This window comes from Streptomyces sp. NPDC059455 (assembly GCF_042750115.1).
Classification (GTDB): Bacteria; Actinomycetota; Actinomycetes; order Streptomycetales; family Streptomycetaceae; genus Streptomyces; species Streptomyces endocoffeicus.
The window spans coordinates 1-26,125 of record NZ_JBHYVB010000168.1 but is presented as its reverse complement, the minus strand read 5'-3'; the positions used below and the strand labels follow the sequence as shown (position 1 = coordinate 26,125).

26 protein-coding genes and 2 pseudogenes are annotated in these 26,125 nt (G+C 70.5%); 14 read left to right on the top strand and 14 right to left on the bottom strand.

Annotated features, from left to right (window positions below):
• Positions 1-221: 221 nt before the first annotated feature.
• Positions 222-1,028, bottom strand: coding sequence for an SGNH/GDSL hydrolase family protein (locus tag ACFXB5_RS40075; RefSeq protein WP_385218023.1), 807 nt, complete (start codon positions 1,026-1,028; stop codon positions 222-224).
• A 426-nt stretch (positions 1,029-1,454) separates the two neighbouring features.
• Here ACFXB5_RS40075 and ACFXB5_RS40070 point away from each other — a divergent pair, with 426 nt between their 5' ends.
• The 4 genes and pseudogenes from ACFXB5_RS40070 to ACFXB5_RS40055 all read left to right on the top strand — a co-directional run bounded on the left by ACFXB5_RS40070 (position 1,455) and on the right by ACFXB5_RS40055 (position 5,400).
• Entirely contained in the window at positions 1,455-1,850 is a 396-nt protein-coding gene (locus ACFXB5_RS40070) for a hypothetical protein (RefSeq protein WP_385218020.1), read from the top strand.
• A gap of 6 nt (positions 1,851-1,856) precedes the next feature.
• Positions 1,857-2,960 carry a GNAT family N-acetyltransferase gene (locus ACFXB5_RS40065; RefSeq protein ID WP_385218017.1) on the top strand — a complete coding sequence of 368 codons (1,104 nt, stop codon included), beginning with the start codon at positions 1,857-1,859 and terminating at the stop codon, positions 2,958-2,960.
• Between the two features lie 368 nt (positions 2,961-3,328).
• Positions 3,329-3,763, top strand: a pseudogene (locus ACFXB5_RS40060) (glycosyltransferase family 2 protein); the annotation flags it as partial.
• Positions 3,764-4,230: 467 nt separating this feature from the next.
• Positions 4,231-5,400 (top strand): DUF5925 domain-containing protein, encoded by a 1,170-nt coding sequence (locus ACFXB5_RS40055; RefSeq protein WP_385218014.1) that lies wholly within the window; start codon positions 4,231-4,233, stop codon positions 5,398-5,400.
• Between the two features lie 121 nt (positions 5,401-5,521).
• Here ACFXB5_RS40055 and ddaH read toward each other — a convergent pair whose 3' ends face one another.
• Positions 5,522-6,310, bottom strand: coding sequence for a dimethylargininase (gene ddaH, locus ACFXB5_RS40050; RefSeq protein ID WP_385218029.1), 789 nt, complete (start codon positions 6,308-6,310; stop codon positions 5,522-5,524).
• A gap of 73 nt (positions 6,311-6,383) precedes the next feature.
• Entirely contained in the window at positions 6,384-6,764 is a 381-nt protein-coding gene (locus ACFXB5_RS40045; RefSeq protein WP_385218011.1) for a GntR family transcriptional regulator, read from the bottom strand.
• Positions 6,765-6,985: 221 nt separating this feature from the next.
• Here ACFXB5_RS40045 and ACFXB5_RS40040 point away from each other — a divergent pair, with 221 nt between their 5' ends.
• Complete coding sequence (locus ACFXB5_RS40040) at positions 6,986-7,927, top strand: GNAT family N-acetyltransferase (RefSeq protein WP_385218009.1); 942 nt, start codon at positions 6,986-6,988, stop codon at positions 7,925-7,927.
• Between the two features lie 191 nt (positions 7,928-8,118).
• Here ACFXB5_RS40040 and ACFXB5_RS40035 read toward each other — a convergent pair whose 3' ends face one another.
• The 6 genes and pseudogenes from ACFXB5_RS40035 to ACFXB5_RS40010 all read right to left on the bottom strand — a co-directional run bounded on the left by ACFXB5_RS40035 (position 8,119) and on the right by ACFXB5_RS40010 (position 12,691).
• Entirely contained in the window at positions 8,119-8,709 is a 591-nt protein-coding gene (locus ACFXB5_RS40035) for a TetR/AcrR family transcriptional regulator (protein WP_385218006.1), read from the bottom strand.
• A gap of 61 nt (positions 8,710-8,770) precedes the next feature.
• A complete protein-coding gene (locus ACFXB5_RS40030) occupies positions 8,771-9,883 on the bottom strand; it encodes a methyltransferase domain-containing protein (protein WP_385218004.1) in 1,113 nt (370 codons plus the stop codon).
• A 37-nt stretch (positions 9,884-9,920) separates the two neighbouring features.
• Positions 9,921-10,667, bottom strand: a complete 747-nt coding sequence (locus tag ACFXB5_RS40025) for an SAM-dependent methyltransferase (protein ID WP_385218026.1) — start codon at positions 10,665-10,667, stop codon at positions 9,921-9,923.
• Between the two features lie 396 nt (positions 10,668-11,063).
• Positions 11,064-11,249: pseudogene (locus tag ACFXB5_RS40020) on the bottom strand (recombinase family protein); the annotation flags it as partial.
• A gap of 245 nt (positions 11,250-11,494) precedes the next feature.
• The gene (locus tag ACFXB5_RS40015) at positions 11,495-11,920 is read right to left on the bottom strand and encodes a DUF4267 domain-containing protein (RefSeq protein ID WP_385218001.1); all 426 of its coding nucleotides are present in this window, start codon (positions 11,918-11,920) and stop codon (positions 11,495-11,497) included.
• A gap of 324 nt (positions 11,921-12,244) precedes the next feature.
• Positions 12,245-12,691: an anthrone oxygenase family protein gene (locus ACFXB5_RS40010; protein WP_385217999.1), complete on the bottom strand. Its 447-nt coding sequence runs from the start codon at positions 12,689-12,691 to the stop codon at positions 12,245-12,247.
• A 90-nt stretch (positions 12,692-12,781) separates the two neighbouring features.
• Between ACFXB5_RS40010 and ACFXB5_RS40005 the strand changes: the two genes are divergently transcribed.
• Positions 12,782-13,360, top strand: coding sequence for a TetR/AcrR family transcriptional regulator (locus ACFXB5_RS40005; protein ID WP_385217996.1), 579 nt, complete (start codon positions 12,782-12,784; stop codon positions 13,358-13,360).
• A gap of 336 nt (positions 13,361-13,696) precedes the next feature.
• Positions 13,697-13,915: a hypothetical protein gene (locus tag ACFXB5_RS40000; RefSeq protein ID WP_385217993.1), complete on the top strand. Its 219-nt coding sequence runs from the start codon at positions 13,697-13,699 to the stop codon at positions 13,913-13,915.
• A gap of 37 nt (positions 13,916-13,952) precedes the next feature.
• On the opposite strand, the gene ACFXB5_RS39995 is transcribed toward ACFXB5_RS40000, so the two are convergent.
• Positions 13,953-14,960 carry a TetR/AcrR family transcriptional regulator gene (locus ACFXB5_RS39995; RefSeq protein ID WP_385217991.1) on the bottom strand — a complete coding sequence of 336 codons (1,008 nt, stop codon included), beginning with the start codon at positions 14,958-14,960 and terminating at the stop codon, positions 13,953-13,955.
• A gap of 68 nt (positions 14,961-15,028) precedes the next feature.
• Here ACFXB5_RS39995 and ACFXB5_RS39990 point away from each other — a divergent pair, with 68 nt between their 5' ends.
• The 5 genes from ACFXB5_RS39990 to ACFXB5_RS39970 all read left to right on the top strand — a co-directional run bounded on the left by ACFXB5_RS39990 (position 15,029) and on the right by ACFXB5_RS39970 (position 21,310).
• Positions 15,029-15,973 carry an ATP-binding cassette domain-containing protein gene (locus ACFXB5_RS39990; RefSeq protein WP_385217988.1) on the top strand — a complete coding sequence of 315 codons (945 nt, stop codon included), beginning with the start codon at positions 15,029-15,031 and terminating at the stop codon, positions 15,971-15,973.
• Complete coding sequence (locus ACFXB5_RS39985; RefSeq protein WP_385217985.1) at positions 15,970-16,791, top strand: ABC transporter permease; 822 nt, start codon at positions 15,970-15,972, stop codon at positions 16,789-16,791. Before ACFXB5_RS39990 ends, ACFXB5_RS39985 begins: the two co-directional genes overlap by 4 nt.
• Before the next feature lie 118 nt (positions 16,792-16,909).
• On the top strand, positions 16,910-18,307 hold the full coding sequence (locus tag ACFXB5_RS39980; protein WP_385217983.1) for an MFS transporter: 1,398 nt from the start codon (positions 16,910-16,912) through the stop codon (positions 18,305-18,307).
• A gap of 5 nt (positions 18,308-18,312) precedes the next feature.
• On the top strand, positions 18,313-20,085 hold the full coding sequence (locus ACFXB5_RS39975; RefSeq protein ID WP_385217980.1) for a beta-galactosidase: 1,773 nt from the start codon (positions 18,313-18,315) through the stop codon (positions 20,083-20,085).
• 154 nt (positions 20,086-20,239) lie between these two features.
• Positions 20,240-21,310, top strand: coding sequence for a LacI family DNA-binding transcriptional regulator (locus ACFXB5_RS39970; protein WP_385217977.1), 1,071 nt, complete (start codon positions 20,240-20,242; stop codon positions 21,308-21,310).
• Between the two features lie 108 nt (positions 21,311-21,418).
• On the opposite strand, the gene ACFXB5_RS39965 is transcribed toward ACFXB5_RS39970, so the two are convergent.
• The gene (locus ACFXB5_RS39965) at positions 21,419-22,414 is read right to left on the bottom strand and encodes an alcohol dehydrogenase catalytic domain-containing protein (RefSeq protein WP_385217974.1); all 996 of its coding nucleotides are present in this window, start codon (positions 22,412-22,414) and stop codon (positions 21,419-21,421) included.
• 38 nt (positions 22,415-22,452) lie between these two features.
• Positions 22,453-23,055: an NADPH-dependent F420 reductase gene (locus tag ACFXB5_RS39960; RefSeq protein ID WP_385217971.1), complete on the bottom strand. Its 603-nt coding sequence runs from the start codon at positions 23,053-23,055 to the stop codon at positions 22,453-22,455.
• A 136-nt stretch (positions 23,056-23,191) separates the two neighbouring features.
• On the opposite strand from ACFXB5_RS39960, the gene ACFXB5_RS39955 reads away from it, so the two are divergent.
• A complete protein-coding gene (locus tag ACFXB5_RS39955) occupies positions 23,192-23,884 on the top strand; it encodes a TetR/AcrR family transcriptional regulator (RefSeq protein ID WP_385217969.1) in 693 nt (230 codons plus the stop codon).
• Positions 23,885-24,037: 153 nt separating this feature from the next.
• On the opposite strand, the gene ACFXB5_RS39950 is transcribed toward ACFXB5_RS39955, so the two are convergent.
• Positions 24,038-24,658, bottom strand: a complete 621-nt coding sequence (locus ACFXB5_RS39950; protein ID WP_385217967.1) for a TetR/AcrR family transcriptional regulator — start codon at positions 24,656-24,658, stop codon at positions 24,038-24,040.
• A 144-nt stretch (positions 24,659-24,802) separates the two neighbouring features.
• Between ACFXB5_RS39950 and ACFXB5_RS39945 the strand changes: the two genes are divergently transcribed.
• A complete protein-coding gene (locus tag ACFXB5_RS39945; RefSeq protein ID WP_385217964.1) occupies positions 24,803-25,264 on the top strand; it encodes a cupin domain-containing protein in 462 nt (153 codons plus the stop codon).
• Positions 25,265-25,317: 53 nt separating this feature from the next.
• On the opposite strand, the gene ACFXB5_RS39940 is transcribed toward ACFXB5_RS39945, so the two are convergent.
• Positions 25,318-25,860 (bottom strand): hypothetical protein, encoded by a 543-nt coding sequence (locus tag ACFXB5_RS39940; RefSeq protein ID WP_385217963.1) that lies wholly within the window; start codon positions 25,858-25,860, stop codon positions 25,318-25,320.
• Positions 25,861-26,125 lie beyond the last annotated feature (265 nt).

Genomic DNA, 26,125 nt, shown 5'->3' with positions numbered 1-26,125 from the left:
CAGGGTCTGGGGCGGAGCCCCCCACGCGGCGGAGCCGCATATCGTCAGGTGTCGGGAAGGGGCGGGGCGGGGAGCGGTCCGCCGCGGGCGGCAAGCCCGGCACCGACCGCCCCGTAAGGGCCACAGGTGCGGCGAGACCGCGTGCCCGCGACGGTGGAGGGACCTGGGAGGAGACCCCGGCGAACGGGGCCTCCTCCCCCGCGAGTGGTGGCGGGCGCGGGTCAGGCGGCCGAGCTGAAGACCGGGAGGTAGCCACCGGACTGGCCGGCGGCGGTGGGGTGGTAGGACTCGTCGATGGGGATGGTGACGCTGTTCAGCCAGGCGCTGCCGGAGCAGATCTCATGCCCGGTGAAGGTCGCGGTGACGTCGCCGAAGCTGAAGCCGTGGTCGGCGGCGCGCTTGGCGGTGACGGAGTTGAGGACATCGGCGCCGCTGTTGATCGCGGCGCGCTCGGCCTCGCTGAGGCCCACGACGCAGGAGCCGCTGAGCTTGTAGAACCGCGGGTAGCCGAGGACGACGACATGTGCGGAGGGGGCCTTGGCGCTGATGGCGTTGTAGACCTGGTCCAGCTTGCCGGGCAGGGTGTTCTGGACGAAGTTCTTGGCGCTGTTGACCGCGTTGATGCAGGTGGACTCGGACTGCAGCACGCAGGTCATCATGATGTCGGCGAAGCCCGCGTCATTGCCGCCGATGGAGATGGAGACGAGGCCGGTGCCGGAGTTCAGCGGGCCGAGCTGGTTGTTCAGCACATCGCCGGTCCTGGCGCCGGAGCAAGCGGTGAAGTTGAAGCTCGATGGGGCGTGCGAGGCGGCCCAGAGCGCGGGGTACGCCTTGGTGCTGCGCTTGCAGTTGCCGCTGGCGCCGTCGTAGCTGCCCGCGCCGACGCCGGATGAGTAGGAGTCGCCCAGCGCGACATAGGCGGGGCCCGCGCTGTTCTCGGTGGCCTGGGCCGTGCCGGCCCCGGTGAGGACGAGGACGGCACCGACGACGAACGCACCCATCGTCGCCGTGAGTCTGGACAGTTTCATTCGAACTCCCTAGCAGGATCACTGCTGTGCCGATATGAGGCGTGATGGCCCGACATAGGGGCAATCACGTTCGAAACCGTCAGTCACGCCGCCCGGGATCGGTTTCGGCGGTGTGACATGGATATGTCATCCCGCGCAAACGGCCGATCTATGCGGGTAGTTGGCAAAAATCTTTCGATACGCGGCTGATACATCCATAGGTCGGACGGAATCCGGATGAGTCAGAACGCGACGCCCGAACACCTCACTCGAACACCCCGCCCACCCCCGGCGTACGACCGGCGCACACGGCGCGACCAGCCCTGATGAGGGCTCAACCGTCCGCCCGCCTACGTCGCGTTCGCACACTTTCTCCGTCTTGACGGCATCCGTCGGCTGCGCGACATTGAAGCCCGGCATCCGGCGCTTCGGGGGGCAAGGTCGCCAATGCATACCATCACTGACAACAGACCGGCGGGTGGGGATTCGCTGCCGGCGATCGTGGGCGCCGCGGTGGGCATCGCGGGCCTCGGCGCGGCACTCGCGCTGGCCGACGTCCACTCACCGCTGCGGGCACCGTTCACGCTGTTCTTCCTGCTCGCGGCGCCCGCACTGGCCATAGGCAGCACGCTGCGCGGGCTGGACGCGCTGACCCGCCCGGTGCTGGCGGTGGCGGGCGCGCTCGCGCTGGATCTGCTGGTGGCGGAGGCGATGCTGGCGCTGCGGATGTGGTCGGCGCGCGGCGGTGTGGCGGCGGTGGGGGCCGTGAGCCTGCTGATCCTGGTGCCGACGCTGCTCACCCGCCTCGCACGGCGGCGACGCATGACACGAAGTCAGGACTGAAACAACGTGGACATCGGTGTGTACCGCCCGGGCGAGCTGACGGCGGCCGACCGGGCGGTGTGGACGGCCATGCAGTCACAGGCGCATCTGCTGGGCGCGCCGGAGCTGGCGAACCCCTTTCTGTCTCCGGAGTTCACGCTGGCGGTCGGCCGCTGCAGACGCGGGGTGCGGATCGCGGTGGTCCGGGAGGAGGGGGAGCCGGTGGCGTTCTTCCCCTTTCAGCGGACCCGGCTAGGGGTGGGGCGGGCGGTCGGTCTCGGCCTCTCGGACGCCCAGGGCCTGGTGCACCGGCCCGGCTTCCAGTGGGACGCCCGGGAGCTGCTGCGCGCCTGCGGCCTCGCCGTCTGGGAGTTCGACCATCTCGTGGAGGGGCAGAAGCCGTTCGAGGTGGGGGCCCGTGGCTCCTTCCCCTCCCCCGTGATCGATGTGGAGCGCGGCTATGAGGCGTATCTGGCCCGGCTGCGCGACCGGTCGCCGAAGTTCACCCGCACCACGCTGGCCAAGGAGCGCAAACTGGGCCGGGACGCGGGAGAGGTGCGCTATGTGCACGACGAGCGCGATCCGGCCGTACTGCGCACTCTGATCGGCTGGAAGTCCGCGCAGTACCGCAGGACCGGGCGCAGCGATCGGTTCGCCCATCCCTGGATCATCCGGCTGGTGGAGCAGCTCTTCCACACCCGCGCCGCCTCCTGCCAGGGTCTGTTGTCGGTGCTGTACGCGGGCGGGCGGCCGGTGGCCGCGCATTTCGGGCTGCGTTCGGAGCGGGTGCTCGCCTGTTGGTTTCCGGCCTACGACCCGGCATATGCCAAATTCTCGCCCGGACTTGTGCTGCATCTGCGGATGGCGGAGGGGGCCGCCGCGCAGGGTGTGGACTATCTCGATCTCGGGCGCGGTGAGAAGGAATACAAGGACTCCCTCAAAACACGCGATCTCAGCGTGTCGGAGGGGTGGGTGACGCGCCGCCATCCGGTGGCGCTCGGTCATCGGGCGCGCCGCGCTCCGGTGCGTGCGCTGCGGAATACGGTGGTTTCCCGGCCGGAGCTCTTCGGACCGGCCGACCGACTGCTCAAACGCATGGGCGGCCTTCGGGAAAGGAACCCACAAGGCTGACGAACAAAATTACCAAGGGGGGTGTAGCCGCAACAGGCTTGCCATAGAGTTTGCGACGTCAATTCCGTCGCACTTTCACCCGTGCCGGAACCATCATTCAATGCGGCTCCAGGGGAGGGGCTTCACAGCGTCGCGATGGTTCCCGGGGCGGGAAACGCGGTAGAGGGGTGCCGCGTCCGGCTGTCCCGGTGCTTTTCGGGGTGTGCCGTGCACGCGGGCCGCGAGGCCAGTAACACCAGCCAGCTCACTTTTCCTTGTACGGTGGTCGATGCCGTCATGGGCGGGCGAGAACCTCCCTTTCGAACCGGATACACCAAAGGACCGTCCGTGGGGCGGACGGTCCACCGGACGAGAGGGAAAACAGACTCATGAGTTCCTTTCTACGCCCGGCCGTGCCGGAAATCGATCCGGCGGCCGTTACGCATCCGTACCGCCCGGCGTCCTCTCATCTCGCGATAGCACCACCGGTGAGCGTCGTGATTCCGGCGATGAACGAGGCCGAGAATCTTCCGTACGTTTTCAAAACCCTCCCCGACTGGATCCATGAGGTGGTCCTGGTCGACGGCAACTCCACCGACGACACGGTCCGGGTGGCCCGGGAACTGTGGCCCGAGGTGAAAGTCGTCTCACAGTCCGGCAAGGGCAAGGGGGACGCGCTCATCACCGGATTCGCCGCCTGCACCGGCGAGATCGTGGTGATGATCGACGCGGATGGCTCCGCCGATGGAACGGAGATCGTCAGCTATGTGTCGGCGCTGGTTTCGGGCGCCGATTTCGCCAAGGGTTCACGTTTCGCCAACGGGTCCGCGAAGTCGTAGTCGCCCGGGGACGGCTCGGGGTTGCCCGCGCCCCAGCCCATGATGTGCTGGTTCTGCGGCATCGGGTGGCGGGACAGCAGGTCCGCCGCGGCCTTACGGCCGCCGTCCGTGCCCTGGTCGGCACTGTACTGAGTATGGGTGAACCCCCAGCCCGGACCCCTGACATCGCCCGTTCCCCGCGCCGACTCCGATCCGTGCGGCCCGTCGTCCCCGCCGGGCGGACTGGAGCACGTGGTCACCAGCAGCGCTGGCGTGGTCATGCCGACGCCGAGCAACGCGCCGGTCCGCCGACGCCTCTTTTGCCATAACCTGACCACCCCGCCCCGTTCCCTTCCCCAGCGCCCCACAAAGGGTAAGAGTATCCGTGAACGCCCCCATTCCGGTGGGCTTCCGTGGAACAGCTCGGTAAACGGCGACAAACCTTGGTGCGCCCTCGCCCTCCGTCCTGGATCATGGGGGCGGGTGCGCTGACCGACGCACCAGGCCCCCCCGTTCTCAGGAGGCAGACCCTGCCTACGACACCCGCCGAAAAGTCCCTTCCCATCCGGCTGAACGTCGATGACAGCGATTCGCCGTCGGATGTCGTCGACGCGCTCTTTTTGGGACGCTTCGCGACCGGCGAGCAGCCGTACGCCCGCAGTCACTCCGTCGACCGGGTGAGGTCGGGCGCCACGCTGCTGCCGCCGTCCGCGACCGTGCTCCGCGCGGCCCGCGACGACGACCGCAGCGCGACACTCGCCGAGGGCGACGGCTGGACCCTGCTGATCTCCCGGTGGAACCGGGGGGCGGATGTGACCGTGACCGCCGTCGACGACGCCCTGGCCGAGAAGGTGCTGCACCAGGCCGTGGACGGCGCGGAGGACGAGCCGGAGCCACAGCCGGAGAACGTGGCGATGGGATTCTGGTACGTCTCGCCGCGGCGTGGCCCGCACCGCACCACGCGGCAGATCTCGGCCGGGACCTGGGAGGAGATCCGCGGCAACTACACCGCGCCGGTGGCCGAGGCCATGGACGGGCTGATGAAGGTCACCCCGGACGACATCGCCGGCCGCCTCCTGCTGCTGCACGGCCCGCCCGGCACCGGCAAGACCTCGGCGCTGCGCACCCTGGCCCGCTCCTGGCGGGACTGGTGCCAGGTGGACTGCGTCCTGGACCCGGAGCGGCTGTTCACCGACGTGGGCTATCTGATGGACATCGCGATCGGCGAGGACGACGGCACGGCCAAGGGACGCTGGCGGCTGCTGCTCCTGGAGGACTGCGACGAGCTGATCCGCGGCGAGGCCAAGCACACCGCGGGCCAGGCCCTGTCCCGGCTGCTGAACCTGACGGACGGTCTGCTCGGCCAGGGCCGCAATGTGCTGGTCGGGGTGACCACCAACGAGGACCTGGAGCGGCTGCATCCGGCGGTGGTCCGGCCCGGCCGGTGTCTGGCCCGGATCGAGGTCGGCAAGCTGACCCGGCCGGAGGCGGTGAGCTGGCTCGGCGGTGAGGTCGACGACCGGGAAGGTGTCATCGGACGGGACGGCGCGACGCTCGCGGAGCTGTACGCACTGCGGCGCGGCACCCGGCCACCCGCCGTGCCGTCACAGTCGGCGGAGTCGAACGCGGGGCTGTACCTCTGAGACGCCGTACGCCGACGGGGGTACGGCGAGGGGGCTGCCCGGCTGCTCAGCCGTACCGCCCCCAGCCGTACGTCAGCCGGGCAGTCCCCAGCCGTACGTCAGCCGGGTCCCCGGCCGTATGTCAGCCGTACAGCTCCCGCAGCCGTACGGACAGGCAGGTCACACAGCCCTCCATCTTCTCGAACTCGCTGATGTCCACCGGCACCGGCTCATAGCCGAGGTCGGCGAACAGCTCGGCGCTGCGCGGTGCGCTCGCCGCCATCAGCAGCTTGCCGCCGCCGAGCAGCACCACATGGGCGCCGGACTCCTCGGGGACGGGGAGGAAGCGGGGGAACGCGGCCGGGTCGTCGACGAGGGGCGGGTAGCCGATGACGGTGCCGTCCGGCAGCGCGGTGACCGCCGACTTCAGGTGGAGCACCTTGCTGACCGGTACGGCCACCACCCGCGCGCCCAGCGGCTCCAGCGCGGCGCGCAGCTGGCGGATGCCGTCGCCGTTGGTGCGTCCGCCGCGTCCCGCGTAGAGGGTGTCGCCGATCTTCAGGACGTCCCCGCCGTCCAGCGTCCCCGGCTCGTGGATCCGGTTCAGCGAGCAGCCGAGGCCGGTCACGGCCGCCTCGACGGTCGCGGTCTCGGGCCTGCGGGACTCGGCTCCGGGGCGGCCGATCACCGCGACGTTCCGGTGGACGACCATGGTGTCCTCCACGAACACCCCGTCCGGGCAGTCGTCCAGCGCGGGCAGTTCGACCGTCTCCCAGCCGTGCGCGCGCAGCGCCACGACGTAGACCTCCCACTGCCGCAGGGCCAGCGCGGGGTCGACCGGGGTGCGGTCGATATGGGTGACGAGCCCGTCGGCGAGGCGGGGGCTGGGGCGCCGGACGAGGGCTTTGCGGCTGGTCGTACGGCCGGTCATGGGGTTGGGCAGCGCGCTGGTCATGGGGGACAGCATGTCAGGCGGGGTCACTGCCGGGGCCACCCCGGCCGGGTCACTCGGAGTCGCCGTAGACCGCCCGCAGGGCGTCCTCGACGGTGGCGAGGGCCGCCGCGCGGTCCAGGCCCAGCCGCCGCGCCCGCTGGGCGTAGGTCTGGGCGGCCTCGGCGGCCCGGCGCAGGGTCGCGTCGCCCGCCGCCGCGATGAAGGTGCCGTGGCGGCCGCGGGTCTCGATCACACCGTCCGTCTCCAGGGCCCGGTACGCCTTGGCGACGGTGTTCGCGGCCAGCCCCAGCTCCTCGGCGAAGCCGCGCACGGTGGGCAGCTTGTAGCCCACGGGAAGCGCGCCGGAGCGGGCCAGCTCGGCGATCTGCGCGCGGATCTGCTCGAAGGGGGCGGTCGCCGCGTCCTGGTCGACGGTGATCTGCAAGGCCACGTTGGGGCTCCTGGGGCGTGGGTGGGGGTGGGTGCGGGTGCGGGTGGGTGCGGGACGGTGTTTGTGGCACCCATTGTGTGCCAGGTCGAGGGGGACCGTGTGCCAGGCCGAGGGGAACGGTGTGCCCGGTCGAGGGGGAATCGCATGGCCCCGGTGATCTAGCGCACGAGCTGCGGGAATTGGCGGGCGAGCCGGGCTGACAGGCCGTAATCTGCGCAACCATGACCATGACTGTGCGCGATTTCCGGGCCACCGACGCGGAGGCCGTGGCGGCGGCGCGGCGCTCCGCCTTCCCCTTTTTGGTGACCACACCCCGGACGGTGGTCTGGACGTCGGAGAGCGCGCCCGTCGAACAGCACTACCGGCTGCTGGTCGCCGAGGCGGACGGGCAGGTGGTGGGCTCGAGCGAGGTGGGCGTCTTCCACGACAGCGACGAGCCGGGGCTGGCCTTCGCCAATACGACGGTGAGCGCGGAGGCGCGCGGGCGGGGCGCGGGTTCGGCGCTGGTGACCGCCGCGGAGGAGTATCTGTCCGGGCTGGGCACGGCGAAGATCTTCGCCTGGGCGCTGGACGAGGCGTCTTCGGTGACCTTCGCCGAGCGGCGCGGCTACCGGCGCGGCCGCTGCTCCCGTGTCCAGCGGCTGGACCTGACGGCGGCGGCGCTGCCGCCGCTGAGCGCGGGCGGCCTCCCGGACGGTCTCCCGGACGGGGTGGAGCTGCGCACGGCGGCGGACTTCGCGGACGATCCGCGTCCGCTGTACGAGGCGGATGTGGAGTGCACGGCGGACGAGCCGGGCGATGTGGACACGGCCGCGCCGCCGTACGCCGAGTGGCTGGCCCTGACCTGGGAACATCCCGCGCTCGATCGCGAGCTGACGTCGGTGGCGGTGGTGGACGGCACGGTGGCCGCCTACAGCGTGGCCCACACGGACGGCCGGGGCCGTTACTGGTCGGGCATGACGGGCACCCTCCGCGCCTTCCGCGGCCGCGGCCTGGCCAAGCTGACCAAGAACGACTCGCTCCACCGCGCCCGCTCGGCGGGCTGCCGGGAGGCGTTCACCGGCAACGACGGCGACAACGGTCCGATGCTGGCGGTGAACAAGTGGTTCGGCTACGAACCGGCGGCCACGGAGTGGCGCTATGTACGGGAGCTCTCGGCGTAACCCTCGGCGCCGGTCTCGGGAGGGCACGGGTCCCGCCCCGGACGTCTGCTCCTCCGGGGACCGTGCCCCGGGACCGTGCCCGGGGGGGATACGGCCCGACCCGACGGCCCACGGCGCGACCCCGAGCCGTCGGGTCGTCGGGTTGGCGGATCGGCGGGTCGGCAGGTCGGCGGGCCCGGACGACAAGCCCGTCAGTGGGTTCGGCGTAGCCCCGAGATGAGCAGCCCGACGAGATGACGCGCGTCGTAGCGGGGGTTGTTGCCAGCCCCCGCGCAGAGGCTGCCGACGCCGCGCATCAGCTCATAGGCGTCCTGGCCGGAGCGGATCTCGCCCGAGGCGACGGCGGCGTCGAGCAGCTGATCGCAGACGGGCAGGAGCCGGTCGATGAAGTACGAGTGCAGGGGGTCGAAGCAGGAGTCGTCGGACTGCAGCACGGCGGCGAGGCCGTGCTTGGTGACCAGGAAGTCGACAAAGAGGTCGATCCACCGCCCCAGTGCGGTGTGCGGGGTCTCGCCGCTCGCCAGCAGGGCGGGACCGGCCTCGGCGAGGGCCTCGACCTGGTGCCGGTAGACGGCGACGATGAGGTCGGCTCGGGTCGGGAAGTGGCGGTAGATCGTGGCCGTCCCGACACCGGCCTTGGCCGCGATATCGCGTATCGGCGCTTCCACGCCCGAGGCGACGAACACCGCGGCGGCGGCCTCGAGCAGCGCCTTCTCATTGCGCCGCGCGTCCGCCCGCTTGGGCCGGGCCGCGCGCTCCGCGTCTCGATCGTGGTCGCTCACCGCGCCCTCCCTTCGCGCCCGAGTCTAGCTAGCCGGGACAACGTCCCAGAACCTCCGACCGTCAGAGCGGGGTCAGCCGATCGGGCCCCTCGGGGGCGTACGCGATGGGGTCGTCCGGCTCATGCCAGTGGAGGGCGAAGCGGTGCCCCGCGCGATATGCCTCGAGGCCCGCGCGGCAGTACGCCACCATGTCGTCCGGCAACGCGTCCAGCGGGAACCAGCCCAGCTCCGAGCACTTCTCGGGCTCCCGATTGACGGGCTCAAGCCCGCCGTCCCCCCGCTCCCCCACCTCCGCCTCGAAGAACCACCCCGTACGGGCGTCCCCGGTCGGCGCCTTGTGCTGCAGCACGAGCACGACCCGCACCTCGTCCGGGCCGAGGCTGATCCCGATCTCCTCGGCCGCCTCCCGAAGCATCGCCGCACGCACGTCCTCGCCGTCCTCGACATGCCCGGACGGGGCATGCAGCAGCCCATCCGCATAGCCCGTGTTCGCCCGCCGCGCGAGAAGGACGTCCCCGCCCCGGCGCAGGATCAGATGCACATCGACGATCTCCCGATGCCGCCGAACCGGCGCGAGGTCCGCCACCAGGGCATACCGCTCGTCGTGCACGGCCCGCCCCCACAGCGCCGCGTCCGGCGCGAGCTGCTCGACCGACAGCCGCTCCGTCAACGGCCCGACCAGCGCGGACAGCTCGGCGGCCGTCAGCCCGACGGGCTCGGACTCGCCCCACCGCCCCTCGATCAGCACCAGCCGCCCACCCGGCCGCAGCAGCCGCACCCAACGCCGCAGCACCGCCCGCTGATCCGGCAGCATCCACAGCAGATGCCGCACCAGCACGACATCGAACCGCCCCTCCCCCACGGGCGGCTCCGCCGCGTCCCCGACGATCACACTGGCCCCCGTCCCGGCCAGCTTCGCCCGCGCCAGCTCGACCATGCGCGGCGACCGATCGACCCCCGTCACCCGATGCCCCCACTCGGCCGCGAGCAACGCGAGGCTCCCCGTGCCGCACCCGAGGTCCAGCACATCCACGGCCCGCCGAGGCAACCACCCCCGCAGCCGCCCGGCCCACGCGTCCCGCACGGCCGGGTCACGCAGCCCATGATCCGGCTCATCGTCGAAGCCCCCGGCGGCGGCGTCCCAGTAGGCGGCGGTCGAGCTCTCTGCACGCATGCCGCGATGGTCGCATCGACCACTGACAACGCCTGTCTCAGGGACTCCGGCGCAGCACGAGCGTGACGAAGCCCAGCGTGCCCCGGTAGCCGGACAGCCACTGGGAACGGTGCTCGGCGGCGACCTTGTAGGCGTCCAGGGCGTCGGGTTCCTCGCGGTGGTCCAGGGCCCAGCGGGAGAGGGAGCCGGTCCAGGACCACTCGTAGTCGTCCCACTCCCCGGCCGTGCTGACATGGCCGTAGACCGGCGTCCAGCCGTCCGCGACGACGCGGTCCACGGTGGTCGCGAGGTCCGCGTAGTCGTCCCAGGTGGCACCCAGCGCGGAGAGGGCGGCGGCGTCGGGTTCACGCTCCCAGAAGCCGTCGCCCACCAGGACATGGCCGTCCGGGGCGAGGAGTTCGCGCGCCGCCGCGAGGGTGGGCAGCAGACCGCCGAAGGCGTGCGCGGCGCCGACGCTCAGGACCACGTCGAAGCGGTGCGCCGAGGCGAAGACCGCGGCGTCCATCTCATGGAGGATCAGCCGGTCCGCGACCTCGGACTCCTCCGCGCCCTCGCGTGCCTGCTCCAGGGCCGCGGTGTGGATGTCCACCCCCTCGGCGCGCATCCACGGATAGCGGACCAGCAGCCGCCGCAACCATTCGCCGCCTCCGCAGCCGAGGTCGAGGGCGCGGTCGGCCTCGTCCGCCACCGCCCGGTCGAGCAGTCGGGCCACCGACTCGTCGGCGATCGGGGCGGCGATCGGATGGTCGGCGTGCGCGAGATGGGATCTCCGTTGACGGTCCATCCGCACAGCGTGACAAGACCCGTCCCCCTCCGCAGCCCCTTTTCCGGGCTTGGGTCGCCTCCGGCCACCACTGGGAGGTGCCCCCCGTCGGGGTGCCGAGGAGGTGCCCGACGGATCGCGCCGCCCGCGGCGGGCGGCTCCGCCACGTGGCAGGGCTCCGCCCCGGACGCCCGACTGCGGACCGCTGGCCACCCGACTGCGCGCCGCTGGCCACCCGCGAGTTGCGGCGGCGCACCCGCCGGCGGAGCCTCGTCCGGCCAGCACCGGGGAACAACGGAACGGCGGTTGGCGCAGCAGTTTCCCCGGCCCGGTGGGGTCGTAGAGGCCGGGCAGGGGCCCGGCGAGCATCTCCAGGATGAGGCCGTGGGCGGTGAGGTGGTCGGCGAGCGCGGGGAGTTCGGCGGCGTCGCGGCCCAGGCGCTTCATCTCGTACACGGTGAGGATGACCCGGCAGTGCGGGGCGTGCGCCTTGATCTCCCGGGCGGTCTTCAGCGCCTCCTCGAACTGGAGGCGGCCCCGTACGCGGGTGCTGATCTTCTCGCTGAACACCTTGTCCCTGGGGATGCCGTGCTTGGCGAGCACGTCGAGCTGGGAGTCGAGTTCCTGGCCGAGCGTGGAGCAGCGGGCGTAGCCGATGCGGATGTCCGCGCTGGGCAGGTCCGGGTCGCTCGGCGCCGGGGGCGGGGTGCCGGGTCGCCACGGCTGACCGGGCCTGCGGTCGGCGGGGGTGGGCACGGGACCAGGCCGCCGCCACTGGAAGAAGATCGTGCGCCTCGCCTTTCCCGGCAGGCGCTGACAGCCGAATACCGACACGCGCCGAGGTGGCGTTAGGCGGGCTGCAGAGCGGGTGTTGCCGGAGCGGCCGCGACCTTGCGGGTCTCGCGCATCATCAGCAGGCCGTTGACCACCATCAGTGTCGCGGTCAAGCAGTGGACGCCGAGCGCTGTGGCCACGGAGCCGTTATGGGCCAGCACGGTGGCCATGTCGCCGTACGCGGCGAGGGCCTCGACCAGCAGCACCCAGCCCAGCGCCCGGCGGTGGCCCGTCACCAGCAGGATGCCCAGGACCAGGGCCAAGACGACGTCGCGGATTCCCTTGATGATCAGGAAGCCGTCGCCGTCGCCGGACGGCCAGCTCGGCAGGCCGAAGCTCGGCGCCGTCGTCTCCGGGCTCAGGATGAACTCCATCCCGAACCAGAGGATGAAGAGGATGAAGGCGGCGGCCAGGACGGTATTGATCTTCTTCAGCGACATTGTCCTTCTCCTCGCGAGTCTTCGTCAGCTTGGTGAGCTTCGTGGAGCCCGGTGAGTCGTGTGGGGCCTGATCAGGCCGCGTGGACGCGGCTGATCGCGGGGCGTGGTTTGCCGGGATCGCAGTTGTGGGATCTGAGCGGCAGCCGCATTCCCGAATGTCGGGTTTTCGGTGGTCAGCCGCCCCCGGGGAGTGGGGATTGTGCGCCACCGGCGCGGCGTCGGCCCGCGGGGTCAGAAATCCGAAGCCCTCTCGGGCTCACCCCGACGGGGCGAAAGCCGTCGATATGCAGGGGCGAACCAGCGCATGTCGGGACAGCGGTGCTATCAGGCGAGGGCGGCGACCAGCAGGGTGAAGGCGGCGATGATGACGGCGACGCGGACGTAGTGGTAGCGGTTCCAGCGGTGCAGCTGCTGCTTCCAGTCGGCGGGCCGGTTGTCGGGGGTCCAGGTCCTGTTCCGGTTGTTGATCGGGACGAGCAGCAGTATCGACATGACCACGCTGACGATCAGCAGGCCGGCGGCGGTGACGACGAGTCCGGCCCCGCCGTGGTGCCATCCGGCGACGGCCCAGATCGCGCTGAGGACGAGCGAGCCTATGTACCAGAACGGCATCAGGGCGCCGAGCATCCGGCCGCCGTGGGCGTGGCCGAGCTGGCCGCTGTCCTCGGGAAGCGCGTCCAGGATCCGGTTCATGATGAAGGCGACGGAGAACTCCACCCCCACCATCACGCCGACGATCACGGTGGTGACGACCTCGAGTGCGTTGAGCATGATAACCCTCTTCGAATCTAGTGTTGCTAGCCGATGAGGCAACGCTAGTACTGCTGCCGCTCGATTGTCTAGTGATGCTAGGATCGTTTTATGTCGGTACAAGAACGCAAGCAGCGCGAACGGGCGGAGCGCGAGCGCCTCATCGTGGCGACAGCCCGCGAACTCGCCGAGCAGCAGGGCTGGGACGCGGTCACCACCCGCCAGCTCGCCGAGCGCATCGAATACAGTCAGCCCGTCCTCTACAGCCACTTCCGCGGCAAGCGCGAGATCATCGGCGCCGTCGCCCTGGAAGGCGCCACCGAGATGGCCGCGGCGGTGCGGGCCGCGACCTCCGCCGAGGACGACCCGCGCGCCCGGGTCACCGCCCTGGCCCGCGCCTACCTCGACTTCGCCGAGCACAACCCGGCGGTCTACGACGCCCTGTTCCAGCTCGACGGCGGCCTGGCGTACGCGCAGGAGGACACCCCCGAGCCGCTGAAGGACGCCTTCGCCGCCCTGCTCGAGTGCCTCGCCGAGGTCGCCGGGGACGGCATCGCCCCGGGGCTGTTCACCGAGGTGTTCTGGGCGGCCCTGCACGGGCTCGCCACCCTGACCCGAACGGGCCGCCTGCTGCCCGAGGACGCCGAGCCGAGGGTGGAGCTGCTGGTGGACCGGCTCGCCATGGTCTGACACACCATCCCGGCGGGCACGCAGCCGGGGCCCTCGGGCCCCGCCGCTGCCTGCCCGCCTGCCCGCCTGCGGCAACGCTTCCGGTCACTCGCGTCCACACGGCGCAGCCGCAGATCGCCGGGCCCCGTGCCCCAGACGGACACCCGCCCCGGAAGCTGCGATGCTCATTGATCACGACCCGATACGCGCCCTGACGCCGCGTCATTCGCCGGTGCCCTCGTCGTACTCGTCGAGGTGGACGGTCGCCGGGTCACGCAGTGGACGTAGGCACCCGGGTAGGCGATGACCACCTTGTTGGCGCGCGCAGCCCGTTGGTGCCTGATCGTGGAGTCGTCGGTGCCTTCCGGGGGATACGACATGGCGGAGCTGGGCCGCGTCCATGTGTCGGCGATCAGCGACGGGACTCCGTTCGCGGATCACCTCGGTGAGGCGGTCCTCGCCGTGCGCGAAGAGGTGCACCCGGGCAGCGGGCGGCTCGCGCTGGAGCTCATCTTCGGCTCCGGCCGCGTCCGGTGCGATACGTGGTCCGGAGATCTCCGCCTGTCCAGCAAGTGATCGGCGTGCCAGTCGAACCGGGCGACACCGCCGTAGCTCATGTCCGGGTGCGGTAAGCGCGCTGTCGGCATGCCCGTGAGCAGTATTTGCGGGGCCGTCCGGTGCCGGTTGGGGGGAGGGGGCGGCCGCACACGGCGCAGCTGCGGGTGGGGGCAGGATCCTCCGAGGTTTCGTCACATCCGAGTGTCCCGCCAATGCCCGTGGTGGCTGTTTCGTCACATGTAGGCGTGTCGTCGATCGTCGTGGCGAAGGTTTCGTCACGGTTGGCCCCGGGCAGGTCGGGCCGCATGCCTGGGGGGTGCGGAGGCTCGGGCGTTGGCGGGAGGCTCACGGCGATGTAGCCGAGGATGTGCTCCAGCCCGTTCCGGAACTGGTCGTCGCGGCTCAGGTGCGGCTGGTGTGACTCCGTCACGATCTTGGTGAAGATCGGGTACTTCCCGCTGTTCACCAGTTGGTTGATACGTGGAGAGCTTCGCGCCATCCACTCCGATTCGCTGAGCCCGCTGCGGCGGACTTCCTCGGCCGTGCTGATCTCCTCGCGGACGGCGCCCTCGATGTGGCTGTTCAGCATGGCCATGAGGCGGAGGTTCTCGTCTATCGAGACGTGGGCGTCGAGGGCGCCCATCACCCGTTCGATCAGCAGGAGCTGGTTGGGGCCGAAGCCGGGGAGTGACCGGTGCACGGTGGCGACCCACGGATGCCGCAGCCACATCGCGCGCAGCCCGTTGGCGTAGCGCGTGAGGTCCGCGCGCCAGTCGCCGGAGGGTACGCCCGTGATGTCGATCTCGCCCATCAGGTGGTCGGCCACGAGTTCGATGAGGTCGTCGCGGCTCGGGACGTATCGGTAGAGCGACATCGCGCCCGTACCGATCTCGGCGGCGATCCGCCGCATGGTGGCGGCCTCCAGCCCTTCGGCGTCGGCGATCCGGACCGCCGCCTCGGTGATCTGCGCGCGGCTGTAGGTCGGCTTCCGCCCGACAGCCGGGCGCTCAGGCCGCATCCAGATGTTCACGTACTCGGCATCGGCCACCGTTTCACCCTCCACTTGCGTACATGGTACTCAAAGGCCTAGCCTTCCCCGGAATCGCGTACGTGGTACCCAATGGAGGGGTGATGGCTGATCCGATCGTGATCGCCGAGGGGCTGCACAAGACCTTCGGCGACACCCATGCCTTACGGGGCCTGGACCTGAGCGTGCCGCAGGGCACGGTCTGCGGCGTGCTGGGACCGAACGGCGCGGGCAAGACGACCGCGGTGCGCATTCTGGCGACCTTGTGCGACCTCGATGCCGGGCATGCCCGCATCGCCGGATACGACGTCGTCGGAGAGGCCGACCAGGTGCGGGCCAGGATCGGGCTCGCGGGCCAGTATGCCGCCGTGGACGAGAAGCTCACGGGCCGTGGCAACCTGCGTATGTTCGGGCGCCTTTACCACCTGTCCCGGCGCGAGGCGCACCGGCGGGCCGACGAGCTCCTGGAGCGCTTCGGACTGAGGGAGGCCGCCGATCGTCCGGTCGCCGGCTACTCCGGCGGTATGCGGCGGCGCCTCGACCTCATCACCTGCCTCATTCAGCGCCCCGAGGTGCTGTTCCTGGACGAGCCCACCACCGGCCTGGACCCGCGCAGCCGCGGCGAGATCTGGGACAGCGTGCGCGAGTTGGTGACGGAAGGCACCACAGTGCTGCTCACCACGCAGTATCTGGACGAGGCTGACCATCTGGCCGACGACATCGCCGTCATCGACCACGGGCGGGTGATCGCGACGGGCACACCCGACGAGCTGAAGTCCACGATCGGAGACCGCCTCGATGTGACCGTCGAAGACCCCGCCGGGCTGCGTCCGGCGACGGCCGTACTGCATGCCCTGGCCGGGACCGATCCCTCGGTGGAGGGCGCCGACCAGTTGAGCGTTGCCCTGCCCGGCGGAGGCTTCCGGCTCGCCGACATCGTGCGCGAGCTCGACCGCGCCGGGGTCGCCGCGGCCGACGTGCGGCTGCGCCGTCCCACCCTCGACGAGGTGTTCCTGCGCCTCACCGGCCCGAAGGAGCACGTCCGATGACCGCCATCTCCTCGCCCCTGGGGCGCCTGCGCTGGACAATCGCCGACGGGCTGACCCTGGTCGGCCGCGAGTTGGGACGGTTGCGGCAGGAGCCCGGGCAGATCATCGCCGCGCTGGTCTTCCCGGTCATCATGGTGGTGCTGTTCGGGTACGTCCTCGGCAGCGCGATCGCCGTGCCGGGCGGTGGCGACTACCGCGAGTACCTCATGCCCGGGCTGTTCGCGATGGTGACCTTCACCGCGATGCAGGGAGTCATGGGGCGGATGGCCGCTGACACCTCCCGCGGTGTGATGGACCGGTTCCGGTCCATGCCGATGGCACGATTGGCGGTGCCGTTCGGACACACCGGCGCCGACTCCCTGATCGGCCTGCCGCTGCTCGCCGCCATGGCGGGGACGGGCCTGCTGGCGGGCTGGCAGCCGCACCGCGGCCTCATCCCCGCCGTCGAGGCGTTCCTGCTGATGATGCTGGCGCGGTACGCACTGAGCTGGGCGGGCGCCTACCTGGGCCTGCTGGCGAAGAACGAACAGACCGTCGCCCAGCTGGTGCCGCTGTTCCTGCCGATCACCATGATGTCCAACGCGTTCGTCCCAACCGACGGCATGCCGCGCTGGCTGCGGTTCCTGGCCGACTGGAACCCGGTGAGCGCGCTCACCGCCGCCGCCCGGGATCTGTTCGGCAATCCCGGGACGGCGACGTCCGGACACACGGCCTGGCCGCTCGCCCATCCAGTGGCCACAGTCCTGCTCTGGTCGGCCGCGCTGCTGGTGGTGTTCGTCCCGCTCGCACTGCGCGCCTACATGCGCACGGGACGGTGAAAGCCCGGGCCGGTCGGCCGAAGCCTCCTCGCCGTTGATTCGCGAAGGCGACCGCGAGGAGGCCGCGCCGCATACCACCTGGCCGGAGCTGTCCGAGAACAGAGCCTTGACGGTCAGTATGTTAGCGGTAACACTCCCCCTCGTGGACTCCTTGGAGCAACCGGAGCAACCAACGAGCACCCCCTCGCCATCCCCTCCTCCCCGACAACTCTTCAGCCGCGCCGCCGTGGCCGCCTCCTGCGTCGGCTTCGTTCTCATCGGCGCGCTCCAGGCGCTCTACGGGCCGTCGATCCCCGCCCTGCGCGACACCTACGGGCTGTCGCCGTCGGCGGCCGGGGTCGGGCTGAGCGCGCATTTCATCGGCGCGGTGGCGGGTGTCCTCGTCTTCGACCGGCTCTTCGGGCGGGTCGGCAACCGCCGGCTGCTGGGCTGGTCCTACCTGCTCATGGCGGGTGGCGCGGCCGGGTTCGCGCTCGCGCCCAGCTGGTCGCTCGCTCTGGGTCTGGCGTTCCTCGCGGGGCTGGGCTTCGGCGGGATCGACTACGGGCTGAACCAGCTCTTCGCCGTCGGCTTCGGGCACCGTAGCGCCGCCATGCTCAACATCCTCAACGCCCACTTCGGTATCGGCGCCGTCCTCGGTCCGGCCCTCATCGGCCTGGTCGGGGCCGCCCACTACCCCGCCGTCTTCCTCGGCTTCGCCGCGCTCACGCTGCCGCTGCTGCTGTGTCTGGCCGGGGTGCGCGACGAGGCCCCGCCGCGCGGTGGCGACACGGGGGCGGACGGGGACACCGACGCGGGCGCGGGCGCGCGCCGCCGGGTTCGCTCCCGCAGCCTCGCCACCGTCCTGGGCGCCTTCGTCGTCCTCTACGTCCTCCACGTCGCCATCGAGTCCGGCGTCGGCGGCTGGGAGCCGACCCATCTGGAGACCATCGGTTACGGGGCGACCGCCGCCGCCTCCGCGACCTCCGCCTTCTGGCTGATGATGACGGTCGGCCGCTTCCTCGTCGCCCCGCTCGCCCTCCGCTGGTCCGCCCAGGCGATCATCGCGGTGAGCTGCGCCGGGATGACGGGGTGTCTGCTGCTGGCCGCGATCCCCGCCGCGGCCCCGTACGCGTACGCGGGTGCCGGGCTGTTCATCGCGCCGATCTTCCCCACCGGGCTGCCCTGGCTGCTCCGGGCGGCGCCGAGCGCCCACCGGGCCGGGGCGCTGGTCATGGCGGCCTCGATGGTCGGCGGGGTCGCCGCGCCGCCCGCGCTCGGCAAGGCGATCGAACTCGCGGGCGTCCGCGCCGTACCGCTGATCCTCTGCGCCATCTCCGCGGTGTGCCTGATCACCACCGGATGGCTGATCCGCGCCGCGTCCCCGTCCGTACTCCCTACGTCACTCCCCACGTCACCCACACGCCCGACGTCACCCTCGTCCGTACCTCCGGCGTCACCCGGACGCCCCGCGCCACCGTCATCCGACAAGCCCGCCGCCGACGAACCCGCCCCCGCCGCCGAAAGGACCTCCTGACCCCCATGCCCCCCGACCTGCCCGCCCTGACGCTCTCCGATGACGGTTTCCTGCTGCACGGCGAGCCCTTCCGGATCCTCTCCGGCGCCCTCCACTACTTCCGCACCCACCCCGACCAGTGGGCCGACCGGCTGCGCAAGGCGCGGCTGCTGGGGCTCAACACCGTGGAGACCTACGTCCCGTGGAACCTCCACCAGCCCGCCCCCGGCACCCTGGACCTCGACGGCCTCCTCGACCTCCCCCGCTTCCTCGAGCTGGCCCACGCCGAGGGGTTGCGCGTACTGCTGCGCCCCGGGCCGTACATCTGCGCCGAGTGGGAGGGCGGCGGGCTGCCGTCCTGGCTGACCGCCCAGCCCGGTCTGCGCCCGCGCAGCCGCGACCCCCGCTTCACCGCCGCCGTGGACGCGTACCTCGATCTACTGCTGCCGCCCCTCGCTCCCCATATGGCGGCGCGCGGCGGCCCGGTGATCGCCGTCCAGGTGGAGAACGAGTACGGGGCGTACGGCGACGACACCGCCTATCTCGCGCAGCTGGCCGACGCGTTGCGCACCCGTGGCGTCGAGGAGCTGCTGTTCACCTGCGATCAGGCGGACAAGTCGAAGCTGGCGGCCGGGAGCCTGCCCGGAGTGCTCACCACCGGCACCTTCGGCGGCCGGATCGGCGACTCGCTGGAGGTGTTGCGCACCCATCAGGAGAGCGGGCCACTGATGTGCGCGGAGTTCTGGATCGGCTGGTTCGACCACTGGGGCGAGCCACACCACATACGGGCGGCGGACGACGCGGCGGCGGACCTGGACACGCTGCTGTCGGCGGGCGCGTCGGTGAACATCTACATGTTCCACGGCGGCACCAACTTCGGCTTCACGGCCGGCGCCAACCACGACCACGCCTACACCCCGGCCGTCACCTCCTACGACTACGACGCGGTGCTCACCGAATGCGGCGACCCGGGCCCCAAGTACGCCGCGTTCCGCGATGTCATCGCCCGCCACGCCGCCGTCCCCGACGAGCCCGTCCCGGAGCCCTCGCCCAAGCTGCCGCCGACCGAGGTCCAGCTCACAGCCTCGGCGAACGCCCTGGTCTGCGCCGAATTTCTGTCCCCCGGCGAGCAGTTCACCGACCCGCCCACCATGGAGCGGCTGGGCCAGGCGTACGGCTTCGTCCTCTACGGCGCGGAGCTGCCCGCGCTCGGCGACCGCGTCCTGCACTTCACGGGCGGGGTGGGCGACCGGGCGCAGGTCTTCGTCAACGGCGCCCCGGCGGGCGTCCTGGAGCGCGAGCGGCACGAGAACACGCTGCATGTGCGGAGCCCGGAGTACGGGGCCCGGCTGGACGTCCTGGTCGAGAACATGGGCCGGGCGAACTACGGACCGCGCATCGGCGACCCCAAGGGCATCACCGGCCCGGTCACCCTCGACGGCGAGCCCCTGGAGAACTGGACCTGCCACCCGCTCCCCCTGGACCACCTCCCCGAACTGCCCTTCCGCAGCACGGACACCCCCGTCGCCGGTCCGTCCTTCCACCGTGGCACCTTTACGGTGGACACCCCGGCCAACGCGTTCCTCGCCCTGCCCGGCTGGACCAAGGGTGTGGCCTGGATCAACGGCTTCAACCTCGGCCGCTACTGGTCACGCGGCCCGCAGCGCCGCCTCTACGTACCCGCGCCGGTGCTGCGGCCGGGGACGAACGAGCTGGTCCTGCTGGAACTGCACGCGGCGACGACACGGACGGTACGGCTGACGGACGAGCCGGACCTGGGCTGGACGGACGCGGCCTGAGACGCACGAGGCCTGAGACGCACGAGAGCTGAGACGCACGGGAGTTCAAACGCGCGAGGCCTGAGACGCACGAGAGCTCAGACGCACGAGAGCTCAAACGCACGAGAGCTCAAACGCACGAGAGCTCAAACGCACGAGGGGAGACACAACGGACATGGGCGGGCCGGAGGAGGAAGCGGGCGGGCCCCAGCGCGTCCGGCGGCGCCGGGCCACGGCGGGCGGCGGGGCCGTGATGGCCGACGTCGCCCGCCGGGCCGGGGTCTCCGGCCAGACCGTCTCCCGCGTTCTCAACGACCATCCCCGGGTCCGCCCCGAGACCCGCGAACGCGTCCGCGCCGCCATGCGCGAACTGGGCTACCGCCCCACCGCCAGCGCCCGCACCCTGGCCAGCGGCCGGAGCCGGACGCTCGGCGTGATCTCCTTCGACGCGGCCCGCTTCGGCCCGGCCGCCACGCTCGTGGGCATCAACGAGGCCGCGCAGGAGGCCGGTTACCTGGTCAGCGCGATCGCGCTCACCGCCGCCGACCAGGAGGCGGTGCGGGGCGCGGTCGACCGGCTGCTCGGCCAGGGCGCGGACGGCATCATCGCGATCGCCCCGCAGCGCTCGGTGGGCGAGGCCCTGGTCGAGGCCGACCACGGCATCCCCATGGTCACGCTGGACAAGAGCTTCGGCGCCCGCTTCCCCGTCGTCGCGGGCGACTCCGCGTCCGGCGCCCGCCAGGCCACGGAACATCTGCTGCGCCTCGGCCACCGCACGATCCGCCATATCGCGGGCCCGGTCGGCTGGATCGCCGCCGAGGCGCGGGTGGACGGCTGGCGGGCCGCCCTCAAGGACGCGGGCGCGGAGGCGCACGAGCCGCTCTTCGGCGACTGGAGCGCGGATTCGGGCTTTGAGCTCGGCCGCCGCGTCGCCCACGACCCGGACGTCACGGCGGTGTTCGTCTCCAACGACCAGATGGCGGTGGGCGTCCTCCGCGCCCTCCACGAGGCGGGCCGCCGGGTCCCCGAGGACGTCAGCGTGATCGGCTACGACGACATCCCGGAGGCGGCCCATCTGCTTCCCCCGCTCACCACGGTCCGTACGGACTTCGCGGAGATCGGCCGCCGCTGTCTGAGCCTGATGCTCGACCAACTGGAGCGCACCCCCGGGCCGGGGGTGCGGGTGACCATCCCTACGGAGCTGGTCGTACGCGAGAGCTGTGGGCCCGCCCCGGGATTTCGATGACGTACAGGTCATCTCAAATTCCTGCCACGGTCGAGGGCGGGGGCTGTGGGGTGGTGTCCCAGGCCGGGGCCGTGCCACTGGTACCGATACCGGAGAAGACGGACGGGCTCAGATGTTGATCACGGTCTTCCCGATCGTCCGCCTGCTCTCGGCCAGTTCGTGGGCTGCTCTCATCGTGTCCACACTCAGGCCGCTGAGCACCGTCGTGGCGATGGGACGCAGCCGGCCCGCGACGACATCCGCTGCCAGTTCGGCGAGGATTCTGCCCTGGCCGACGATGTCGCCACCGGCCATGATCCTGCTGAAGACGGTTTCGGTGTGCAGCGACACGGACTTACCGACGAGCGGTCCAAGATCGAGGGGACCGTTCAGATCGATGACGGCAAGGTGACCGAATGGCCGCAGGATCTCGGCGATCCAGCCGACATTGCCGATGGTCCCCGAAGTGGACAACACCAGGTCGATCCGGCCGACACCGGCGTCACGCAGTTGACCGGGCACGTCTCCGGTGTGGTCGACGACCACATCCGCTCCCATCCTCGTGCACCACTCGCGTGATTCGGGACGCGAGGCCGTGCTCGCCACCACGGCCGAGGTCCTGCTCTTCAGCAACTGTGTCGCCAGCGTCCCCACGCCGCCGGCGCCACCGACGATCAGCACCCGGTCGATTCCCGCCGCCAAGCTGTCATGATCGCGGAACAGTGCTTCCCAGGCCGTGAGGCCGCCGATGGGCAAGGACGCGGCGTCTGAGAAGGACAGCTGGTCCGGAATCCTCGCCACCACACGATGGTCGACCGTGAGCCGCTCCGCCCAGGCGCCGTCTCGTGTCATGTCTCCGGTGCCCATGACGCGGTCGCCGACTGCGAAGCCCGTGGCTTCCGGTCCCACGGCTTCCACCACCCCGGCGAACTCCCATCCCAGAATGATTCGTCCGCCCGGTTCGGCGCTGCGCAGCTGCCGGATCAGCGCCTCACCCGGATTGATGCCCACGGCGCGGATCCCGACGAGCAGATCCGTGTCGCGCAGCCGTGGTTCCGCGGCGTCGATGAGCTCGATGGCGAACGCGTCAAGCGAGTGGGCCTTTTCGTAAGCGAGGGCTTTCACGCGATGCTCCTGTCGTGCTGGGCCATGATCTTCACTGTTCAGTCCTGTTTGAGAGCGTGCAGGGCCGAGAGAGGGCCACCGCCGACCTGCATCAGCCGGCCGCCTTCCCGCAACGACCCGGCGTCCACCGGCGCGAAGCCGATCTCGTCGGCAACCGCACGGAAATCCCTTTTCGCGTCCGCGTCGTCGCCGGCGTAGAAGAGCAGCTGGCGGCCTTCCGCGTGCCGCGGGTCGGGCACGATGTACTGGGCGAACAGCGTGTTGAACGCCTTGACCACGCGTGCACCCGGAGCGTGACGGGCGACGAATTCACTGCCCGTGTCCGAACCGAGGTCGACATAGTCTCCAGGTGTCGGGCCAGTCATCTGGTTGCTGGTATCGACCAGGATCCGGCCGCCCCAGGAGGACACGTCGGCCAGCGCCGCAGGGACGTCCGGCCACCTGACTGCGAGGAACACCATCTCGGCCGCGGCTGCCTCGGCGACCGTTCCGGCGGTGGCCAGCGGCCCCAGCCGCGCCACCGTGTCACTCAGTGTGTCCGGGCCGCGCCTGTTGCTCAGGACGACGCGATGACCCGCCGTCACGAGATGCCTGGCGATGCCCTGCCCGATCGTGCCCGCTCCGATAGTTCCGAAGTCCATCAGCGTCTTCCTCTCGCAGGTGTTCAGGAGGGTTGAAGACCCAACCCGTCTCTTTGATGTCGTTCACCATCAAAATTAATGATGGTGATCAGCATCATTACCTGTCAAGCCGGAGCCCGTGGGGACACCTTTTTTGATGTCAGGTATCATCGCAATGGGCGAGATGTCGGCCTCGGCCCGCACGCAGCGGTGCCGTCTTGTCGAGGAGGTGTCCGAGGTGCCACGCATCACCCAGGAGCAGAAGAAGCTCAACCGCGAAAAGATCGTCAGAGCGGCAGGCGAAGGCTTCAGGCTGCACGGCATCGACGGGATCGGCATCGAGGAGCTGATGAAGACCGCCGGGATGACGCACGGAGGGTTTTACAACCACTTCTCCTCGAAGGAAGACCTCGCCCTCGAGGTCTACCGTCAGGGCTTCACCGACTCCCTCAACGCACTCGCCGCCATCCGCGAGGCACACCCCCGCTCCGCCCGGGCAGCCCTGAACGACATGGTCGACGTATACGTGACGGCCGCCCACCGCGATCACCCGGAAACCGGCTGCGCCTCAGCCGCCCTGGCAGTCGATGCCGGACGCCACGGCACCACATCTCAGGCCGAGTACCGACGCGGGCTTGAGGGATACTTCAGCGCCATCACCGAGATGGTGCTCGACCGCGCGCACCAATCCGGCACCGAACCGACTGCGGCAGAAGCCCGCGAACAGGCAGTGGCGCTGTTCTGCCAGATGGTCGGCGCGCTGGTGGTCTCCCGCGCTGTCGCCGAGGCCGACCCCGAACTGTCCGACGAAGTCCTGACAGCCAACCGCAAACAGCTCAGGCAGAGGTAAAGCAGCGGCCTCCCGCGCCGCGTCCTCGTCGGCCCCCGGACACCGTTCGCGGGCCCCTTCGGCCGCTTCGGCCGCTGCTTGCCGTATGGGCCGCGGTGTGGCGCAGTGCGCAATACCTCTCGTGCAGCACAAGCACGGTCAGCATTCGGCGGTTCAGCCGGTGGCGGGTCTCGTGGGGATGGCCGCGACTGCCGCCGCGGTCATCTGCCGTGCGGTGGTCACGAGGCTGGCGATCGCGTCGTCCGGGGTCAGGCCACAGAGGTCGATCAGGGCGAACAGCGACTCGGCGCTGATCACGAGGGCGAGACCGCGGACCAGTTGTTCCACGTCCGCGCGCTGCGCGGAGCCGCACCTGTCGGCCCACGGGGCAAGAGCGTGCTCGATGAGTCCGAAGCGGTGGGCGGGACGGTCCTTGGACATCGAGGGTTTCGCGATGGTCGAGGCGACGACCACCCGGACGGCACCCTGCCTGCGCAGCACCGCCCGGCCGAGAATCTCTGCGGCCTGACCGATCCGTTCGACCGGGTCGTCGCCGCGCGTCGCCGATCGCAGGACCGCGACCAGATCCTCCGTCATCACGGCGGCGCGCAAGAGTGAGAGGAGGTCGGGGAAGTAGCGATAGGCGGTTGCTTCGGAGACCCGTGCCTCGGCCGCGACTGCCGGCATCGTGATCTCAGCCCCGGTGTCGGCGAGATCGCGGGCGGCCGTGACGATCGCCGACCTGGTGCGTTCCATCTGGTTGCTGAGCCCGTTCGGGCGACTCCGCTCGGCCATGATCATCCTTCCGTGCCGACCGAAAGCATATCGGGCGAAGCCACCCGAGGAGAGTCAACTATTTTTTTAAGAGTCGACTTGCATAGATGTTCGGATCGACCATAAGGTCCTGGCGTTGGCAACCCCACCAGTCAGGGAGACTTCATGGCCAAGGTGTCGATCACCGGTCCCGGTGAGGGCGAGCTCATCGTCAACGGCCCGTCGACGATCCGGATCCTTGAGGACGGCAGCAACACCAACCACCGCCTGGGGATGGGTGAAATCACCATCCCCCCGCACACCGCTGGTCCTCCGCAGCACCGCCATGCACAGCACGACGAGGGCTTCTACATACTTTCGGGCAGCGTGCGGTTCACCGTCGGGCAGGACGACTACGACGCCGGAGCCGGTACGTGGGTCATGGTCCCGCCGGGCGCGCCGCACACGTTCGCCAACGTGACTGACGACGCGGCGGTCATGCTCAACACCTTCACTCCGGGCCTGTACGTGCAGTACTTCCGTGATCTCAAGGCCATGGTCGAGTCCGGGCAGCCGTTGTCACACGACGCCGTCGCAGAGGTCTGGACGAAGTACGGCACCGAACCGTCGACCGAGTACGCCTCGTGAACGTTCTCCTGGGGGCCAACGCTGTCGGCGCAGTCGCCGGCATCGCTTTCGCTCTAGTGGGAGGTGCACACCCGGCGGCGCTGAGTGAGAGCGGTACGCCGACCGCCGGCGAACGCTTCTACGGCTGGATGTACGCGACCAGGGGAGATGACGCCGACGCCGACCGGGCCCAGCCACCGCCGGTTCGCGATGCGCGGGGCGCAGGATTCGACCACCGCGATCGGAGCGGCGAAACTCCAGATCACGTGCCCCCCGACATAGTTCAGCAAACTCGCCGCATCGACGCCCAGGCCCGGGATGAGGGTGACCAGCGCCTGGGTCGCCCAGTCGGGACCATCGGCGTCGACCTCATTGTCGAACAGGGTCTGGTCGATCAAGCCGGCCTGGATCACCCCGAAGGCCGCGCTCAACAGCAGGATCGTTGGCCATCCGCGACCGGTACGCCGAGTGATCTCGCGGATGAGCACCGCGACGGTTCCGTAGAGCGGCGCGAGGATGAGCAGGCCCGCCAGCAGCTCCAGCGGCCGGCCAGTGCTTTCGCCGTAGCCGATGAGGTACTCCGCGCTGATCGGGGACAGCACCAGCAGGCCGGCCACGGCCGCCCAGCGGTGCCGAAACCGGAGCAGTGACCGGGGCAGTGCGGCGGGCGCGCATATTACGGGCATGAGGATCCTTTGGGGGCCGGGTCGTTATCGGTCCGATCGAGGCTAGAGAGACCGTCGGCGGTCGGGCATCCGTCTTCCGTCCAGGAGCGCATGACTTCCGTCTAGCCTCGCGCTTTCACGAGACGGGCTGTCCAGCTGGTGATCAAGAAAGCAGAAAGTGCCTCTGACCAGCGAGAATGAGGATTGCTGAGGTCCT